General features: G+C 54.8%; 19 protein-coding genes. 10 read left to right on the top strand and 9 right to left on the bottom strand.

Going from position 1 to position 16,517, the window contains the following annotated elements; all coding sequences use genetic code 11:
- Positions 1–129: 129 nt before the first annotated feature.
- Both yjfN and bsmA read right to left on the bottom strand, forming a co-directional pair.
- On the bottom strand, positions 130–417 hold the full coding sequence (gene yjfN, locus ACWKXN_RS19150) for a DUF1471 family protease activator YjfN (protein WP_032665074.1): 288 nt from the start codon (positions 415–417) through the stop codon (positions 130–132).
- 136 nt (positions 418–553) lie between these two features.
- Positions 554–883 carry a biofilm peroxide resistance protein BsmA gene (bsmA, locus tag ACWKXN_RS19145; RefSeq protein ID WP_029740376.1) on the bottom strand — a complete coding sequence of 110 codons (330 nt, stop codon included), beginning with the start codon at positions 881–883 and terminating at the stop codon, positions 554–556.
- A 137-nt stretch (positions 884–1,020) separates the two neighbouring features.
- Between bsmA and yjfP the strand changes: the two genes are divergently transcribed.
- Positions 1,021–1,743, top strand: a complete 723-nt coding sequence (gene yjfP / locus ACWKXN_RS19140; protein WP_454544151.1) for an esterase — start codon at positions 1,021–1,023, stop codon at positions 1,741–1,743.
- 167 nt (positions 1,744–1,910) lie between these two features.
- On the opposite strand, the gene yjfY is transcribed toward yjfP, so the two are convergent.
- Positions 1,911–2,186 carry a DUF1471 family protein YjfY gene (yjfY, locus tag ACWKXN_RS19135; protein ID WP_047059477.1) on the bottom strand — a complete coding sequence of 92 codons (276 nt, stop codon included), beginning with the start codon at positions 2,184–2,186 and terminating at the stop codon, positions 1,911–1,913.
- Positions 2,187–2,527: 341 nt separating this feature from the next.
- Between yjfY and rpsF the strand changes: the two genes are divergently transcribed.
- Genes rpsF through rplI form a run of 4 tightly spaced genes read left to right on the top strand, consistent with a single transcriptional unit; the run spans position 2,528 to position 3,967 of the window.
- On the top strand, positions 2,528–2,923 hold the full coding sequence (rpsF, locus tag ACWKXN_RS19130; protein WP_014068637.1) for a 30S ribosomal protein S6: 396 nt from the start codon (positions 2,528–2,530) through the stop codon (positions 2,921–2,923).
- Positions 2,924–2,929: 6 nt separating this feature from the next.
- Positions 2,930–3,244 (top strand): primosomal replication protein N, encoded by a 315-nt coding sequence (gene priB / locus ACWKXN_RS19125; RefSeq protein ID WP_008502895.1) that lies wholly within the window; start codon positions 2,930–2,932, stop codon positions 3,242–3,244.
- Positions 3,245–3,248: 4 nt separating this feature from the next.
- Positions 3,249–3,476 (top strand): 30S ribosomal protein S18, encoded by a 228-nt coding sequence (gene rpsR / locus ACWKXN_RS19120; RefSeq protein ID WP_000135199.1) that lies wholly within the window; start codon positions 3,249–3,251, stop codon positions 3,474–3,476.
- A 41-nt stretch (positions 3,477–3,517) separates the two neighbouring features.
- The gene (gene rplI, locus ACWKXN_RS19115; protein ID WP_023310148.1) at positions 3,518–3,967 is read left to right on the top strand and encodes a 50S ribosomal protein L9; all 450 of its coding nucleotides are present in this window, start codon (positions 3,518–3,520) and stop codon (positions 3,965–3,967) included.
- Between the two features lie 67 nt (positions 3,968–4,034).
- Here the strand turns inward: rplI and ACWKXN_RS19110 are convergent, their stop codons facing one another.
- Positions 4,035–4,679, bottom strand: coding sequence for a LysM-like peptidoglycan-binding domain-containing protein (locus ACWKXN_RS19110; protein ID WP_454544150.1), 645 nt, complete (start codon positions 4,677–4,679; stop codon positions 4,035–4,037).
- 233 nt (positions 4,680–4,912) lie between these two features.
- On the opposite strand from ACWKXN_RS19110, the gene fklB reads away from it, so the two are divergent.
- Both fklB and cycA read left to right on the top strand, forming a co-directional pair.
- On the top strand, positions 4,913–5,533 hold the full coding sequence (fklB, locus tag ACWKXN_RS19105; protein ID WP_008502892.1) for an FKBP-type peptidyl-prolyl cis-trans isomerase: 621 nt from the start codon (positions 4,913–4,915) through the stop codon (positions 5,531–5,533).
- A gap of 311 nt (positions 5,534–5,844) precedes the next feature.
- Positions 5,845–7,254, top strand: a complete 1,410-nt coding sequence (gene cycA, locus ACWKXN_RS19100) for a D-serine/D-alanine/glycine transporter (RefSeq protein ID WP_048977313.1) — start codon at positions 5,845–5,847, stop codon at positions 7,252–7,254.
- Positions 7,255–7,350: 96 nt separating this feature from the next.
- Here the strand turns inward: cycA and ytfE are convergent, their stop codons facing one another.
- Positions 7,351–8,013 (bottom strand): iron-sulfur cluster repair protein YtfE, encoded by a 663-nt coding sequence (ytfE, locus tag ACWKXN_RS19095; RefSeq protein WP_033144474.1) that lies wholly within the window; start codon positions 8,011–8,013, stop codon positions 7,351–7,353.
- A 244-nt stretch (positions 8,014–8,257) separates the two neighbouring features.
- Here ytfE and ACWKXN_RS19090 point away from each other — a divergent pair, with 244 nt between their 5' ends.
- On the top strand, positions 8,258–9,907 hold the full coding sequence (locus ACWKXN_RS19090) for a methyl-accepting chemotaxis protein (RefSeq protein ID WP_045888470.1): 1,650 nt from the start codon (positions 8,258–8,260) through the stop codon (positions 9,905–9,907).
- Between the two features lie 88 nt (positions 9,908–9,995).
- Here ACWKXN_RS19090 and ACWKXN_RS19085 read toward each other — a convergent pair whose 3' ends face one another.
- From ACWKXN_RS19085 to ACWKXN_RS19075, 3 genes are all read right to left on the bottom strand, one after another.
- Positions 9,996–10,961: a DMT family transporter gene (locus ACWKXN_RS19085; RefSeq protein WP_182931465.1), complete on the bottom strand. Its 966-nt coding sequence runs from the start codon at positions 10,959–10,961 to the stop codon at positions 9,996–9,998.
- A 75-nt stretch (positions 10,962–11,036) separates the two neighbouring features.
- A complete protein-coding gene (locus tag ACWKXN_RS19080; RefSeq protein WP_182931466.1) occupies positions 11,037–11,861 on the bottom strand; it encodes an AraC family transcriptional regulator in 825 nt (274 codons plus the stop codon).
- Between the two features lie 48 nt (positions 11,862–11,909).
- On the bottom strand, positions 11,910–12,950 hold the full coding sequence (locus ACWKXN_RS19075; protein WP_454544149.1) for a GlxA family transcriptional regulator: 1,041 nt from the start codon (positions 12,948–12,950) through the stop codon (positions 11,910–11,912).
- 620 nt (positions 12,951–13,570) lie between these two features.
- Here ACWKXN_RS19075 and ACWKXN_RS19070 point away from each other — a divergent pair.
- Positions 13,571–15,025 (top strand): beta-ketoacyl synthase, encoded by a 1,455-nt coding sequence (locus ACWKXN_RS19070; RefSeq protein WP_454544148.1) that lies wholly within the window; start codon positions 13,571–13,573, stop codon positions 15,023–15,025.
- 85 nt (positions 15,026–15,110) lie between these two features.
- Here the strand turns inward: ACWKXN_RS19070 and ACWKXN_RS19065 are convergent, their stop codons facing one another.
- Positions 15,111–15,959 (bottom strand): SDR family oxidoreductase, encoded by an 849-nt coding sequence (locus ACWKXN_RS19065; RefSeq protein ID WP_454544147.1) that lies wholly within the window; start codon positions 15,957–15,959, stop codon positions 15,111–15,113.
- Positions 15,960–16,043: 84 nt separating this feature from the next.
- Here ACWKXN_RS19065 and ACWKXN_RS19060 point away from each other — a divergent pair, with 84 nt between their 5' ends.
- On the top strand, positions 16,044–16,430 hold the full coding sequence (locus ACWKXN_RS19060; RefSeq protein WP_023331869.1) for a winged helix-turn-helix transcriptional regulator: 387 nt from the start codon (positions 16,044–16,046) through the stop codon (positions 16,428–16,430).
- The last annotated feature ends 87 nt before the right edge of the window (positions 16,431–16,517 follow it).

Raw genomic sequence — 16,517 nt, 5'->3', positions numbered from 1 at the left:
CGGGGATTACGTTTACTGTTTTAATGTAACAAAATGTTATTTAATTGTTCTTTATTGGTTTTATATAAGATAAAAAATTTGCAAAAACGAAAAGCCACTAAAAGTAAGTGGCTTTTATCAGGAGGGAGTTTACACGTAGAGAATGGCCTGTACCCGCCAGCGATCGATATGGTTATCTTCCTGCATCTGGATGATGCGATACCATGAAGCACCCTGCTCATCGGCCTTTAATGCCACGACACGTTCAACGTCTTGCGGGCTCCCCGAGATATTATTCACGGAGATCTGGCCAATTTCATTCAGGCCAGTCACACAATCAGCACTGGCGAATTCTGCTGACTGCGCGGTGGTGCTCAGCAGGCCTGCTGAGAGCAACAGTGAGGTCAAAGCAAGAGTTCGTTTCATCGTCAGCTCCATTTCACATATATCCGGTATCCGCCGGGCAATCCTTCGCTAATAAACTCCCTTCCATTAACGCGGGCTTGGAGTTTATTGTGGACAGGAAAATGTCTATGGACGCAAAGCAGTGTAAATCTCGTTCAAAGGAAAACCATTATTTACGGTACAAAATGGCCTGTGAATACCATTGTCCCGTTATGATGGTTTCGTCGATCATAATGATGACGTAATAATCTGCTTTGGCAGCGACGGCCTGTGCTTTTATTGCCGATTCTGCGTCATCCGGAGAACCGCGAACCAGCGCGGAGATGGTGCCCATTCGTTGTAATCCTTCCGTCTGATTACGACGAATCTCCTGTGGATGATCGGCGACCGGTGGAGCGGGTTGCGGCGTTCCCTGCAGCGCGCTACAGCCACTCAGCAGAAACACCAGCAATAAAGCAGCAAACCTGCGCATAACCATATCTCGTTTCCTGATAGCCATAGTGTAGTTGGCTGTGAATTTAGTTTTGGGGGAATGTTCCCGAAGTGTTATCTGGGACGTATATTTCGAATGAAAATGACGCGAAAGCGTAACCCAGTTCTCAACATTATGAATCATAGATTCGCACAGGGTCGACAATGATTGAAATTGAAATACGCCACCTCGGCGACCATGAAATTTTACACGCGATGCCGGCGGGTAAACGTGATAAACCGCTGCCTGTTGTCGTTTTCTATCACGGGTTTACCTCATCGAAGCTGGTTTACAGTTATTTTGCGGTAGCGCTGGCGCAGGCGGGTTTTCGCGTGGTGATGCCAGATGCACCCGACCACGGCGCACGCTTTACGGGTAATGAACAGGCGCGGCTGGGTCAGTTCTGGCAGATTCTGCACGGGAGTCTGACCGAGTTTGCCGGGCTGCGCGATGCGCTTTATGAGGCAGGGCTGGTGGCCGACAATCGTCTGGCGGTAGCCGGGGCATCGATGGGCGGTATGACGGCGCTGGGGATTATGACGCATCATCCTGAAGTGAAGTCTGTCGCCTGTCTGATGGGCTCGGGCTACTTTACTTCGCTGGCGAAGACCCTTTTCCCCCCTCAGAATTTAGCGGAAATGACGGCGACGCTGGCAGAGTGGGAAGTGACCCGGGCATTGCCGCGCGTGGCCGATCGTCCGCTGCTGCTGTGGCACGGTGACGCGGATGATGTGGTCCCGCCCGAGGGAACCTTCCGTCTGCAGCAGGCGTTAATCAATGAAGGGCTGGACGGTAATCTGACCTGCCTGTGGGAACCGGGCGTCCGCCACCGCATTACGCCAACGGCGCTGGACGCCACGGTGGCGTTTTTCCGCCAGCACCTGTAACGCGCGGGACTTTGACGCCCTTATCTTCCCGCTTCGGGAGGATCTCTGGGGGCTCTTTTACCGGGAGTATTCCGGAGCTATTCACAAAAAAAAGCCCCCGGGCAGGGGGCAACGTCAACTATGGCTATGTTCTCGTTGTTGGCTTTCCTGGTGCTAGCGTTAAAGCGTTATCGGTAAATATCTGCACTGGCGTGCATGTTGCCGTTGCTGCCGGGCTCACGGGTTAACATCACGTGATAATAGGTTGCGCCCTGCGCATCGGTTTCTGCGTTTAATGCCTGATCTGCTTCACTTTCCGTGGCGAAATTATGATTGATGTAAATTACGCCCAAGCTTTGCACATCATCCATGTTTCTGGCCTGTCGGCTGTCTATCTTGATGGCTGCCATCGCGTTTGCACTGAGCAAAAGCGCCGCCATCATGGCTAATGCGATTTTTTTCATGATATGCGCTCCACGACTACGTGCTGCGAGAGGGGGGATGCTCCTTCTTTAATTCAGGCGATCTCTGATTAAAGTGTAATCACTCATCCGGCGGGGATGCGTGACCATTTCTGATGCAGTTGTTCAAAAAAACAACGCTTCCGGGTGTGACCAATTTTAAATCACCCACTTAGACCCGCTTCGCGCTTTGTGCGAATTATTTGTGCAATCAGCTTGAGTTTCCAGGGGCGCGCAAGTATTATGACGCGTCAATTTTTCAGCCGACCTTTAACACGTTCCTTGCCTCCCCGGGCCTCGGCTGACCCAGACAGGAGGCTGAATAATCCGTAAGGAGCAATTCGATGCGTCATTACGAAATCGTTTTTATGGTCCATCCTGACCAGAGCGAACAGGTTCCGGGTATGATCGAGCGTTACTCTGCTGCCATCACTGGTGCAGAAGGTACGATCCACCGTCTGGAAGACTGGGGCCGCCGTCAGCTGGCTTACCCGATCAACAAACTGCACAAAGCACACTACGTTCTGATGAACGTTGAAGCGCCGCAGGAAGTGATCGATGAGCTGGAAACTACCTTCCGCTTCAACGATGCCGTTATCCGCAGCATGGTTATGCGTACCAAAAACGCAGTTACCGAAGCATCTCCGATGGTTAAAGCGAAAGACGAGCGCCGTGAGCGTCGCGATGATTTCGCAAACGAAACCGCAGATGATTCTGATGCTGGGGATTCTGAAGAGTAATTTCTGATGACCAACCGTCTGGCGTTGTCCGGCATCGTATGCAGGGCTCCCCTTCGAAAGGTCAGTCCATCAGGAATTCCGCATTGCCAGTTCGTGCTTGAGCATCGTTCTGTGCAAGAGGAAGCCGGGTTTCACCGGCAGGCGTGGTGCCAAATGCCCGTTATTATTAGCGGACACGAAAACCAGGCCATTACTCACAGTTTAACGGTCGGTAGCGCAGTAATCGTTCAGGGGTTCATCTCTTGCCACAAGGCAAAGAACGGCCTGAGCAAAATGGTTCTGCATGCCGAGCAGATTGATTTGATAGATTCTGGAGACTAGCCATATGGCACGTTATTTCCGTCGTCGCAAGTTCTGCCGTTTCACCGCGGAAGGCGTTCAAGAGATCGACTATAAAGATATCGCAACGCTGAAAAACTACATCACCGAAAGCGGTAAGATTGTCCCAAGCCGTATCACCGGTACTCGTGCAAAATACCAGCGTCAGCTGGCTCGCGCTATCAAACGCGCTCGCTACCTGTCCCTGCTGCCGTACACTGATCGTCATCAGTAATCGGGCACGGTCCATTAATACGACTTTAAGAGGATAAGGTAATGCAAGTTATTCTGCTTGATAAAGTAGCAAACCTGGGCAGCCTGGGTGATCAGGTTAACGTTAAAGCGGGTTACGCACGTAACTTCCTGGTTCCACAGGGTAAAGCTGTTCCAGCTACCAAGAAAAACGTAGAGTTTTTCGAAGCACGTCGCGCTGAACTGGAAGCCAAACTGGCTGACGTTCTGGCGGCTGCTAACGCTCGCGCTGAAGCAATCAACGCACTGGGCACCGTTACCATCGCGTCTAAATCAGGCGACGAAGGTAAACTGTTCGGTTCCATCGGTACTCGCGATATCGCTGATGCAGTTTCTGCAGCAGGCGTTAAAGTGGCTAAGAGCGAAGTTCGTCTGCCGAACGGCGTTCTGCGTACCACTGGTGAGCACGAAGTTGACTTCCAGGTTCACAGCGAAGTGTTCGCTAAACTGGTTGTTAACGTTGTAGCTGAGTAATTTTTTACTCTGCTCACGTTGAAACGCCGGCCTTGTGCCGGCGTTTTGCTTTTTAGAGAACCGGGTCTTAACGCGCCCTGATAAAACTGCCGTCTGGCTGGCGGGTAAACAGCACCTGTTGTCCACTTCCCGTATCAATCGTTAACCCTGTCACCACCCCGCTGGCATTCTGGCGAACCTGTACCATCTGTCCATTCTGCAGGTTACTGAGCGGCTTACCCGCACCTTCCACCTTCGCCATGGCATACACGTCGGTAGGCGGCAGGTTGTGGTCGCGGAACAGCTGTGCCAGCGTTTTACCCGGCTCTACGCGATAGGAACGCCACTGTTGCTCAATGCCGGTAGGCTGTTGCGTCTGAGGCTGAGACGGGGCGGCGGCTTGATCCTGCGGCTGTTCATCCTGAATAGGTTCTGGCTCAACCGGCGCGACCTGACCCGGATCGTTAGACGGGGTCACAAGCTGCGTCTGCATCGGCTGTGCGTCAGGCTGCGGCCGCGTCTGCGACTGAATATCCAGCTGAGCATTGCGGGTGACGGGTGCGGTATCGACATCATCGCCCTCGGAAGGAAGCAGGAAGCCCACGATCACCATCAGCGCGCCAATGATGATCCCTCTGCGATGCAGAGGAGGCAGCGGGTCCATGATGCGAAAATTGTCCGGCGCCTGCCAGATTTTCGCCAGGGTAGGTTTCAGTTCAAATCGCCCGGGCATGGCACTCCTCCTGCTCCGCGTATTTTTTATCCTGTGCCCCGAAGTATAGTTTGCTAACTGCCTGAACGGCGTAGTAAACCCGACATCCGTGACATCAGTTCGGGATTAATCCTGGTTATCTCTATTGTTTCTGTTTCGTCGCGGTTTGTCACCTTAACTTCAGACAAAGTTTTACCCATAAGGGCATGGCTGATATGCTGCCCGCTACTTTAAATGTGATGGAAGGAAAACCCATGACCACCCCGACTTTTGACACTATCGAAGCGCAGGCAAGTTACGGTATCGGCTTGCAGGTAGGACAGCAGCTGAGCGAATCCGGCCTGGAAGGTCTGTTACCTGAAGCGCTGGTGGCGGGTATCGCTGACGCGCTGGAAGGCAAACAGCCTGCCGTTCCGGTAGACGTTGTGCACCGTGCGCTGCGTGAAATCCACGAACGTGCTGACGCCGTGCGTCGCGCGCGCTTCGAAGAGATGGCGGCCGAAGGTGTGAAATATCTGGAAGAGAACCGCGAGCGTGAAGGCGTGAACAGCACCGAGTCTGGTCTGCAGTTCCGCGTGATCAATCAGGGCGACGGCGCAATCCCGGCGCGTACCGACCACGTTCGCGTGCATTACACCGGTAAGCTGATCGACGGTACCGTGTTCGACAGCTCCGTGGCGCGCGGCGAACCGGCTGAATTCCCGGTCAACGGCGTGATCGCAGGCTGGATCGAAGCTCTGACCCTGATGCCGGTCGGTTCCAAATGGGAACTGACTATCCCGCATAACCTGGCCTACGGCGAGCGCGGCGCTGGCGCGTCCATCCCGCCATTCAGCACCCTGGTCTTTGAAGTCGAGCTGCTGGAAATTCTGTAATCGAATTTTCTTATTTCCTCTCCCCGGTTGGGGAGAGGAAAATAGTGTAAAAACCTATAGTTACGGTGCTATCAACATTTTATCTTGCAAACGAAACTGTTGCGTGTATTTTTGTGAGCTGTTTCGCGCTGTATGAGTGATATGACACTCACTTTCAACATATTATTAACATAATATCTAAATCATAGTATTCATCCCGCCGATTCTTACCTAATATCGATTAGCCCTTACAAGGGAACGTCATCTTTTGACGTATTTAAAGGCCAGAAGAGCCTTAACAACACAGACAGGCATAAACAGGAAAATATCACATGGTAGATCAGGTCAAAGTCGTCGCCGACGAAGAGGCGTCGTCTGAACAGTCGCTACGGCGCAATCTCACTAACCGTCATATTCAGCTCATTGCGATTGGGGGTGCCATCGGTACCGGGCTGTTTATGGGGTCAGGCAAAACCATCAGTCTCGCCGGGCCGTCGATCATATTCGTTTATATGATCATCGGTTTTATGCTCTTCTTCGTGATGCGTGCAATGGGTGAACTGCTGCTCTCGAACCTCGAATACAAATCCTTTAGCGACTTCGCTTCTGACCTGCTCGGGCCGTGGGCGGGCTATTTTACCGGCTGGACCTACTGGTTCTGCTGGGTCGTCACCGGTATGGCGGACGTCGTGGCGATTACCGCCTACGCGCAGTTCTGGTTCCCGGGGCTGTCGGACTGGGTCGCCTCGCTGGCGGTCATTGTTCTGCTGCTGAGTCTTAACCTCGCCACCGTTAAAATGTTCGGTGAGATGGAGTTCTGGTTCGCGATGATCAAAATCGTGGCGATTGTCGGGCTTATCGTCGTGGGTCTGGTGATGGTGCTCACCCACTTCCAGTCGCCAACGGGCGTTCAGGCGTCGTTTACCCATCTGTGGAATGACGGCGGCTGGTTCCCGAAAGGCATTAGCGGCTTCTTTGCCGGCTTCCAGATCGCGGTTTTTGCTTTCGTGGGCATTGAGCTGGTGGGCACGACGGCAGCGGAGACCAAAGATCCCGAGAAGTCTCTCCCGCGCGCGATTAACTCTATTCCGCTGCGTATCATCATGTTCTACGTCTTCGCGCTGATCGTCATTATGTCCGTGACGCCGTGGAGCTCCGTGGTGCCAACCAAGAGCCCGTTCGTTGAGCTGTTCGTGCTGGTAGGCCTGCCTGCTGCCGCGAGCCTGATTAACTTCGTGGTGCTGACCTCTGCTGCCTCGTCTGCCAACAGCGGCGTATTCTCCACCAGCCGTATGCTGTTTGGTCTGGCGCAGGAAGGCGTGGCGCCGAGCGCGTTCGCCAAGCTGTCGAAGCGCGCGGTACCGGCAAAAGGGTTGACCTTCTCCTGCATGTGCCTGCTGGGCGGCGTGGTGATGCTCTACGTGAACCCAAGCGTGATTGGCGCGTTCACCATGATCACCACGGTCTCAGCGATCCTGTTTATGTTCGTCTGGACCATCATCCTCTGTTCATACCTGGTGTACCGCAAGCAGCGCCCGCACCTGCATGAAAAATCGATCTACAAGATGCCGCTGGGCAAGCTGATGTGCTGGGTGTGCATGGCGTTCTTCGTCTTCGTGCTGGTTCTGCTGACGCTGGAAGATGATACCCGTCAGGCACTCATCGTCACGCCGCTGTGGTTTATCGCGCTGGGGCTGGGCTGGGTGTTTATCGGTAAGAAACGTATGGCAGGCGTAAGGTAAAAGCAAAACGGCAACTTCGGTTGCCGTTTTTAGTTTTTGCACCCTCTCCCCGTGGGAGAGGGCCGGGGTGAGGGCATCAGGCCGCAGCGGCCTTTTTTATTCCCCAGCTAATGCCCGCGGGAACAGAACGTTGTTCTCAAGACTGATGTGTTCCATCAGGTCGTCAATCATCTCGTTAATGCCGTTGTACATCGCTTTCCACGTTGTGCACGCTTCTGGCGGCGGCGTGACGTTGTGGGTGGTGTGTTTGATTACTTCCAGCAGTTCACCCGCGTCATCGTGTTCGCTTTCCATCACGCTGATAGGCCCCATCGCCTGGCTTCCCATTCCCTGTTTAATCATCGGGAAGAGGATCTGCTCTTCTTTCATCATGTGGCTGGAAAGCTCTTCGTGCAGCAGGGTCAGGTATTTCGCCAGACCGCGCGGTACGGAAGGTTTGTCGGCATGTACGCGCTCAACTTTGGTCGCCTGCAGGATCAGTTCCGGCAGCTGTTCACGGTGACGGTCATGGTATCGCACGATGATATGGTCGATGATTTCAGCGAGCGGGGCGGTTCGCCAGTCTTTGTCGACGGGCTGCCCGGCCAGCTGCGCCAGCTCTGCTTCAATCACCTCAACGTCCAGTTCCTTGCGTGAGGCCGCACGCGCCAGGGTTTGCTTACCGCCGCAGCAGTAATCCATATCGTATTTACGGAACAGCGCAGAAGCGCGAGGAATGGAGAGCGCCAGCTCGCCAAGGGGTTGGTCGCGAAAGGCCATAGCAGTTACCTCGTCATCAATAATATAAGATGTATATTAAATGCATCTTTAAGCCAGCGCTATAACCCTTTAGAGGGAAGGGGGAAAGTGGGATGCAGATCACAAAAAAATACCCCGTTTAACTCTCTGAATGGACTTAGGAAAGTGGTTTAGAAACTTTTTAAAGGTGTAGAAACAGTAAACAACCCGCCGCGCCTGCCGATATATCCACGTCAGACAAACCTGCATATAACAAAGGCAACGCATGTTTAAACGTATAAAAGTCATTACCCTTCTGATTTCGGTGCTGCTTGTGCTCGGCATCATGCAAGTGATTTCCGCGGGTATCTTTATCAACGCGCTGAATAACGATAAAGACAATTTCACCGTGTCGCAGCTCTCCAGCAAGAACGTGGCGGAGTTTACCGATGCGTGGATCAGTCTGAACCAGGCGCGCGTGACGCTGAACCGCGGGATGCTGCGTCTGCAAAGCAGCATGGCCTCTCAGATTAACGGTGGGCAGCTCAATGAGCTGGTCAACACGGCGAAAAATCTGCTCGCCGATGCGCAGGTCCATTACGATAAATACTATGCCTTGCCAAATACGCCGGGCCTGGACGAGAACCTGGCCAAGCGTCTGGAAGAGCAGTACCGCATTTACTCCTCAACGCTGACGCAAATGAACGTTCTGCTGAGCCAGGGCAATCTGGAAGACATGTTCAAGCAGAACGCGGAGCAAAAGCAGACCGCGATGCAGGCGGTTTACCGTGAATGGCGTGAAGCGCAGGCAACGCTTACCGATAAAGGCATCCAGGACAATGAAAGCGACTACAGGCGCATCCTGTGGATCCTCTCTGCGGTTATGCTGCTGGTGATTGTGGTGATTATCTCCAGCTGGGTAGCCATGCGCCGCGTGCTGCTGCTGCCTCTGGAAGAGGTGATTAACCATATTCGCGCCATTGCGGCGGGGGATTTAACCCAGCCGATTCAGGCTGAAGGTAAGAACGAAATGGCTATCCTGGCGCGCAACGTTCAGGAGATGCAGACCTCGCTGGCGAACACCGTGGGCGTGGTGCGTGAAGGTGCGGATACCATCTACACCGGTGCCGGTGAAATTTCTGCCGGCAGCAACGACCTCTCTTCCCGTACCGAGCAGCAGGCCGCGTCTCTGGAAGAGACGGCAGCCAGCATGGAACAGCTGACGGCAACCGTGAAGCAGAACGCCGATAACGCGCGTCAGGCTTCCCGTCTGGCGCTGGACGCCTCCTCTACGGCGAAGAAGGGCGGTAACGTGGTTGAAGGCGTGGTGCGTACGATGGACGAAATCGCCACCAGCTCCAGTAAAATCGCGCAAATTACTAACGTAATCGACGGTATTGCCTTCCAGACTAACATCCTGGCGCTGAACGCTGCGGTGGAAGCGGCGCGTGCAGGCGAGCAGGGCCGTGGTTTTGCGGTGGTGGCAGGAGAAGTGCGTACTCTCGCCCAGCGCAGCGCCCAGGCGGCGAAAGAGATCAAAGCGCTGATCGATGATTCCGGCGAGCGCGTGAACGCGGGCTCCCAGCTGGTTAACGAAGCCGGGGAGACGATGGCAGAGATCGTCAATGCGGTCACCCGCGTGACGGACATCATGGGTGAAATTGCCTCGGCCTCTGACGAGCAGAGCCGCGGTATCGACCAGGTGGGCCAGGCGGTAGCCGAGATGGACCGCGTGACCCAGCAGAACGCCTCGCTGGTTGAAGAGTCTGCGGCCGCGGCGGCGGCGCTGGAAGATCAGGCTGCACGCCTGAACGAAGCGGTGGCGGTGTTCAAAATCACCCGCAACCAGGCGGTCAAAGCGGCGCCGGTGAAAACCTATGTACCTAAAGCGCAGCCCGTAGCGGCGGCGTCTGAAGGGAACTGGGAAACGTTTTAACATCATGCCGGGTGGCGGCTCCGCCTTACCCGGCCTACGAAACGGCTTCTTGTAGGCCGGGTAAGGCGGAGCCGCCACCCGGCAAAAATCACGCCTCCGACGCCGGAACGACCCTCGGTTTTTCCGGCTTCGCTCTTACCGCCATCACCACTCCCACCACCAGCAGCGCGATGCCGCAGGCCGTGAATAGCGGCGGTACGCTCTGGCGCATCAGGAAGGTATAAAGCAGTCCGGCCAGGGTTTCGAAGACAATCAGCGGCCCTAAAATCACCGTCGGCAGCTTCTGGCTGGCAATATTCCAGCACAGCGCGCCCACCCATGAGCACAGCACCGCAATCGCAACCATCAGGCCGATAAACACCCACGGTCTTGGCCCGAAGGGTTGGGCGAAGTCTGGCTGTTGATGGCCTAACCAGATGCACGCCCCGGCATAGCCCACCAGCGAGACGGGCAGCGTGACCAGCGCCTGCGCCGTCGCCCACATCATCGGGTGCTTGTCCGGGTTCTCCCGCAGCCAGCGCGCGTTGCGCAGGGCATACCATGCCCAGCACGCCACGGAAATGAACGCCAGCACAATGCCAGAACCGTAACGCCACAGGTCAACATCCGCCTGCCCGTGACGCAGCTCGGCAATATTGACGCATACCAGCCCCACGGCGGTGCATACCAGCGCCGGCGCCATTTTTGACCACGCCAGTTTGCCATCGCGGTGGCTGTAGAGCAGGTTAGCAAAGACGGGGATGACGACCGGCAGCGTGCCGATAATCATGGTAGATACCGGCGCACCGGTACGCTGAATGGCACTCGCAAGGCAAACGTAGTAGATAAGATTGCCCATCATGGTCAGCGCCAGCGCGGTGCCCCAGTCCTGACGGCTGAGCTGACGCAAGCGCGCGCGTCCCAGCCACGCCAGGGGCAGAGCAATCAGCCCGAGCGCCAGATAGCGTCCGGTCGACTGCAGTATTGCCGGATACTCGGGCACGATCAGCGGGCCGACAAAAATAAGCCCCCACATCATCCCGGCCAGCAGGGCATACAACACTCCACTAATCATTTTTCCATCCACAGGTATTTACGCTGCATGCAGTGTAGGAGGGGAAAATGCGCGCGTATTGTATGAGATTGCGCATTAGCGCCGGGTGACCTGCTTCTGGTAGCGCACGGGCGTAATGCCGTAGCGGCGGGTAAACGCGCGGGTTAAATGGGACTGGTCGGTCAGCCCGGTCGCGGCTGCCACTTCGGCGGCGGGCATGCCGTGGGTGAGGAACGCTTTAGCGCGCCAGAGGCGAATGGCCATCAGCATCTGGTGCGGCGTAACGTGAAAATGGGCTTTGAACTGGCGCTGGAAATGGTACGGGCTGAGCGAAACGACGCTGGCCAGCTCGTCCAGCGTCAGGGCGTGCATGTAGTTGTCGTGCAGGTACTCGCGCACGCGTTCGAAGCGGTGCGCGCCTTCCTGAATCACCGGCGCGTGATGGGCCAGCGGCTGGAAGGTCTCAATCAGATCCAGCAGTAATCCTTTTTGCGCAAGCGGCTCGTCCGTATGCCACAAGCCGTAAATCAGCCTGCCGATTTGCTGCGAGCGCAGCGGGTCATGACGCGTGACATCGCTAAACCACCAGTGCCGGAGGCCGGTCACCTCTTCCAGCAGATCGGGTTCGATATAGACCATCCGGTAGCGCCAGCCGCCTTCGGTGGCGGATTCGCCGGTATGGATCTCGTCCGGGTTCATGGTGACGACGGATTTTTCCGCCGCGAGATGCTGGGTACCGCGATAGCGAAAGCGTTCGGCACCTGTTTCAATCGTGCCGATCCCGAAGGCTTCATGGGTGTGCGGCTCAAAGGCGTAGTCAGAAATATGCGCGTGATAAAGCTCCAGGCCCGGCAGCTGCGCCAGATGGCGAAAGCGCGCGCTGTCTCTTTCATCATTAAACTGTTCAGGTACGCCTTGCACGTTGAGCCTCCTCGTGGTCATCTTTTCATTATCAGAGATGACCGGAATTTATGCACTAAACATCTTTGCCCGGACGGTCTTACGGTAATCCCCCGGTGAAACCGTTGTTTTATGCTTAAACTGGCGATTAAAGTGCGCAATATCCTGATATCCAACCGCATTTGCAATCTCCTGAATACACAGATTGGTGGATTGCAGCATTGTCATGGCGGATTCAATTCTGGCGGTTAATAAATACTGCAGTGGGGACATGTCGGTGGCATTTTTAAAGCGGCGATTAAAGTTGCGCAAACTCATGCCAGCCATATCTGCAAGATTCTGCATGGATATATCCGAGGCGCAGTTGTCTTTTATCCAGATTTGAATTTGAACAATATCTTCATCCGGATGGGGTTTGTTTTCTTCACTGTAACACTGACGTTCAAACTGGCTACGAATTTCATGGAAAAATGTCCGTTGAGTATGGGTGGCTACACGTTTCCCGTATATCGTTTCTATAAAATGGATCGTCAGATCTGACAGGGCCTTAACGCTTGCGGCGCAGAAAATATTATCGGCCTGAGTGAGAAAATGTTTTGTCTGTAATTTTACGCTGGGGTAGTCGCGCGAGAATTGTTTGAAGTAGTGCCAGTGGGTGGTGGCAGGCTTTCCGTTGAGCAATCCCGACTCCGCCAGAAAACAGCAGCCCGTTCCGACGGCGGCGATGCGGGTTCCTCGCGCGGCCTGCTCGGTCAGCCATTCCAGAAGCTCAGGCTGTCTGACCACTGCGCGAGGATTGCGCCACAGGGCAGGAAGATAGATCACGTCATAGTGCCTGTCTGCGGCAAGGGTGGTATCGGCGGTAATGCTAAAGCCGCTGTGCGTCAGGATGGGCTCGCTGTTTATGCCAATGGTATTCACCTTCAGAATATTCTCCGGGCGACAGAGCCTGAAGGGCGACTTCTCCGGTTTGTGCGTGCCTGCGTGGGATGTTGTTTTTTGCTCAGCTAAATAGCTACTGGCTGCCGCTTTCCACATTTCAATCGGAAGACTGAGACCGGAACTTAGCATGCGTTCACATAACACAAATCCTATTTGTGTATTTGTCATTTTTGATTAATACCTGTTTTGACTATTATTTTTGGTAGCTCATCGTTGCCGTGGCCAAAAAAGTCAGCGTTTTGGCTGGATTTTCATATTAGCTTTTGTTGGTGATTTGTAAACTAATATCTGAAATTATCGCACTTGCTTAATAAAATAAATCCACGACCACGAGAGAATAAATTATGGTGAAATTACCCGTAATAACGGCTTTTGGCGGCTATAGTCCAGCTGGTCGTAGTTCTTCACATCATGCATTTCGTCGAATGATTATTGAATCATTATCGGAAGAGGAACAGCAGGATACCTTTTTATCGTTAGCCATCCTGATGGGCGTCCTTAAATATGATGAAGGTGGGCATTACGATATTTCCGGTAAAAGATTCACACCTGCTCAGGCTGCCGCGAGGATAAAAGACGAGGTGCTAGAGGGAACCCTTATCAGAAAAATTACGCGCGACTATTTTGATGTCGATGCTATTGCCAGCCATGCAAAATTGAATATGGCTTCAGGCGAAGAGGGATTCAGTTTTAATATATCTGCCAGGCAATTACCTCAACCCTTACCGGCGGGATGGCACGTTGAGGAATTAGCGGATCGGCGCGTCCGTATTACCGTTCAGGGAGAGATGGACTGCAAAATTGAGGCGTTGCTGCGCACGGAGGTTCAGGCTGCAGGGCTGTTGCCGCAGGGATTCCGTCCGGGCGATCATTACAATTCACAGTTCCATCCGCGGGCGTTACAGATGGCGATTGTCGGAGCGTCAGACGCCATCAACGCCCTGGGGATCCCGTGGCGAGAGATACAGGACAAAATCACGCCGGATCAGCTCGGCGTCTATTCGGGCAATATCATGGGGCAGCTCGACGATTATGGCTTTGGCGGGATGCTGCAGTCGCGCCTGAAAGGCCATCGCGCCAGCGCCAAACAGTGCCCGCTGGGCCTGAACAGCATGTGCGCCGATTTCCTCAATGCGTATGTGCTGGGTAGCGTCGGTCATACCAGCGCCACGCTGGGGGCGTGCGCCACGTTTCTGTATAACCTGAATGCGGCAGTCGAAGATATCAAAGCGGGGCGCATTCGCGTAGCCGTCGTTGGCAGCGCCGAAGCGCCGGTCACCTCAGAAGTGATTGAAGGATTCGATGCCATGGGCGCCCTGGCAACGGAGAGCAAGCTTAAGCACACTGATGAAACGGAAACGGCCGACTGGCGCAACAGCAGCCGCCCGTTTGGCAACAGCTGCGGTTTTGTTATCGCAGAATCCAGCCAGTATGTCGTGCTAATGGACGACGAGCTGGCGCTGCAGCTTGGCGCAGAGATCCACGGTTCGGTGGGGAATGTCTTCATCAACGCTGACGGCTTTAAACGCTCTATTGCGTCACCGGGGCCGGGGAATTACATCACCGTGGCGAAAGCCGTAGCCTCTGCGGTATCGATGGCCGGGATAGAGACGGTGCAGAAGGGATCGTTTATTCAGGCGCACGGCTCAAGCACGCCGAAGAATTGCGTCTCCGAGGCCGATATTTTTGACCGCGTAGCGCAAGCCTTTTCGATTCGCGACTGGCCGGTGACGGCGGTGAAATCGTACCTCGGTCACTCTCTGGGCCCCGCCAGCGGCGACCAGCTAATCAGCTGCCTCGGCGTCTTCCGCTATGGTATTTTGCCGGGAATTAAAAGCGTGTCCCACATCGCGCCGCAGGTGAACAATGCGCGCTTAACCATTCCTCTTCAGGACTGCAAATTAGAGGAAGGCCAGGGACAAATCGCCTTTATTAATTCAAAAGGCTTTGGCGGTAATAATGCCACGGGGGTGGTTTACTCGCCAAAGCTTACCCATCAATGGTTGCGCAAACGCTATGGGGACGCGGTGTTTGCGGATTATCAGCAGCGTAATCGGCAGGTGCGACGTCAGGCTAACGCCTACGACGAGGCTGCGTCGCAGGGTGAACTCAATGTCATTTATCTTTTCGGCCAGCAGGGGATAAATGAGGAAGATATTAAGATTGATATGAATGGCATCACCATTCCCGGATTTGAAAAACCGATAACGTACGCGACGGATAAAGAATACCCGGACTTTTAATCGTTATATCTGTTTTTATTATTAATAAATATGAGCGGGCCGGGTAAGGGAAATCACCCGGCCGCAGGAAAGAACGGTGACACTGTTAAAGAATGGCTTTAATACTCTGCGCCAGCGGCGTCGTTGCGCGCCCGATCAGTTTGCTCAGCGTATGGCTATCGTCAAAGAGTCCCCCTTTGGACGCACCCACATCCGAGTCCGCCAGCATATCTGCCAGCCCTGCAGGCAGGCCGACGCTTTTCAGGGCGGCGGCAAAATCCGCTTCACTGAGATTCTGATAGGTTACCGGCTTCCCGCTCTGTTTGCTGAGTTCAGCCGCCAGTTCGCTCAGCGTCCAGCCGTGGTCGCCCGCCAGTTCGTAGACCTTGCTCGCGTGGCCCTCTTCAGCAATCACTTTGGCGGCCGCCGCGGCATAGTCGGCGCGGGTGGCAGAGGCAATTTTGCCTTCGCCTGCCGCACCAATAAACACGCCGTGTTCCAGCGCAGGCGGCGCGCTCGCCAGGTAGTTTTCGGTATACCAGCCATTGCGCAGCAGGGCATAAGGGATGCCGGACGCCGCCAGCGCTTTTTCAGTGGCAACGTGTTCAACGTGCAGACCCAGCGGTGAGTTGTCCGCATGCAGCAGGCTGGTGTAGGCGATAAATTTCACGCCTGCCGTTTTGGCGGCGTTAATCACGTTCTGGTGATGGGTCGCGCGCTGGCCGACTTCGCTGGAAGAGATCAGCAGCAGCTTATCCACGCCGCTCAGCGCGGCGGTGAATGCGGCTTCATCCGTGTAGTCCGCCTGGCGAACGACAATTCCCTGCTGGCTTAAGGCCTGCGCTTTCGCCGGGTTACGTACGATGGCCACAATCTGGCTGGCCGGTACGGTTTTCAACAGCTGTTCGATAACGAGATGGCCAAGCTGGCCGGTAGCACCGGTAATCGCGATCATGATGAATCTCCTTCGTGTTTGTCTGGTGTTGTGGCACACTAGCACCATAGCTAACTTTTAGTAAGTACGTACAAAAAGGTAAGTATGAAAACAACGATACCGACGCTCAGCGAACAAATGCGCGATGGCAATCTTTTCGCGGAACAGTGCCCTTCACGCGAGGTGCTCAAACACGTGACCAGCCGCTGGGGTGTCCTGATTCTGCTGGCCCTGCGCCAGGGAACGCATCGCTTTAGCGATCTGCGCCGTAAAATGGGCGGGGTGAGCGAAAAGATGCTGTCCCAGTCACTCCAGGCGCTGGAGCAGGACGGGTTTGTCGATCGCGTGTCGTATCCGGTGGTGCCGCCGCACGTAGAGTATAGCCTGACGCCGATGGGGATTGAGGTCAGCGAGAAAGTCGCCGCGCTGGCGGACTGGATTGAGGTGAATACCCCGAAGGTGATGGCGAATCGGGACGATCGCGCGGCCTGATGTCTTCACCCTGACCTAATGCCTGCGTGGGCGACCCCCTCTCCCTTGAGGGAGAGGGCTGGGGTGAGGGGGAACATATAACTCTGG

It is taken from the genome of Enterobacter sp. UPMP2060 (genome assembly GCF_053709655.1).
This window is presented reverse-complemented; position numbering and strand designations above follow the sequence as displayed.

What these genes read in the sequence shown, in the direction of transcription:
- yjfN (WP_032665074.1), bottom strand. Translation starts at nt 417, where the DNA reads ATGGAGCTGACGATGAAACGAACTCTTGCTTTGACCTCACTGTTGCTC.
- bsmA (WP_029740376.1), bottom strand. Translation starts at nt 883, where the DNA reads ATGGCTATCAGGAAACGAGATATGGTTATGCGCAGGTTTGCTGCTTTA.
- yjfP (WP_454544151.1), top strand. Translation starts at nt 1,021, where the DNA reads ATGATTGAAATTGAAATACGCCACCTCGGCGACCATGAAATTTTACAC.
- yjfY (WP_047059477.1), bottom strand. Translation starts at nt 2,186, where the DNA reads ATGAAAAAAATCGCATTAGCCATGATGGCGGCGCTTTTGCTCAGTGCA.
- rpsF (WP_014068637.1), top strand. Translation starts at nt 2,528, where the DNA reads ATGCGTCATTACGAAATCGTTTTTATGGTCCATCCTGACCAGAGCGAA.
- priB (WP_008502895.1), top strand. Translation starts at nt 2,930, where the DNA reads ATGACCAACCGTCTGGCGTTGTCCGGCATCGTATGCAGGGCTCCCCTT.
- rpsR (WP_000135199.1), top strand. Translation starts at nt 3,249, where the DNA reads ATGGCACGTTATTTCCGTCGTCGCAAGTTCTGCCGTTTCACCGCGGAA.
- rplI (WP_023310148.1), top strand. Translation starts at nt 3,518, where the DNA reads ATGCAAGTTATTCTGCTTGATAAAGTAGCAAACCTGGGCAGCCTGGGT.
- ACWKXN_RS19110 (WP_454544150.1), bottom strand. Translation starts at nt 4,679, where the DNA reads ATGCCCGGGCGATTTGAACTGAAACCTACCCTGGCGAAAATCTGGCAG.
- fklB (WP_008502892.1), top strand. Translation starts at nt 4,913, where the DNA reads ATGACCACCCCGACTTTTGACACTATCGAAGCGCAGGCAAGTTACGGT.
- cycA (WP_048977313.1), top strand. Translation starts at nt 5,845, where the DNA reads ATGGTAGATCAGGTCAAAGTCGTCGCCGACGAAGAGGCGTCGTCTGAA.
- ytfE (WP_033144474.1), bottom strand. Translation starts at nt 8,013, where the DNA reads ATGGCCTTTCGCGACCAACCCCTTGGCGAGCTGGCGCTCTCCATTCCT.
- ACWKXN_RS19090 (WP_045888470.1), top strand. Translation starts at nt 8,258, where the DNA reads ATGTTTAAACGTATAAAAGTCATTACCCTTCTGATTTCGGTGCTGCTT.
- ACWKXN_RS19085 (WP_182931465.1), bottom strand. Translation starts at nt 10,961, where the DNA reads ATGATTAGTGGAGTGTTGTATGCCCTGCTGGCCGGGATGATGTGGGGG.
- ACWKXN_RS19075 (WP_454544149.1), bottom strand. Translation starts at nt 12,950, where the DNA reads ATGACAAATACACAAATAGGATTTGTGTTATGTGAACGCATGCTAAGT.
- ACWKXN_RS19070 (WP_454544148.1), top strand. Translation starts at nt 13,571, where the DNA reads ATGGACTGCAAAATTGAGGCGTTGCTGCGCACGGAGGTTCAGGCTGCA.
- ACWKXN_RS19065 (WP_454544147.1), bottom strand. Translation starts at nt 15,959, where the DNA reads ATGATCGCGATTACCGGTGCTACCGGCCAGCTTGGCCATCTCGTTATC.
- ACWKXN_RS19060 (WP_023331869.1), top strand. Translation starts at nt 16,044, where the DNA reads ATGAAAACAACGATACCGACGCTCAGCGAACAAATGCGCGATGGCAAT.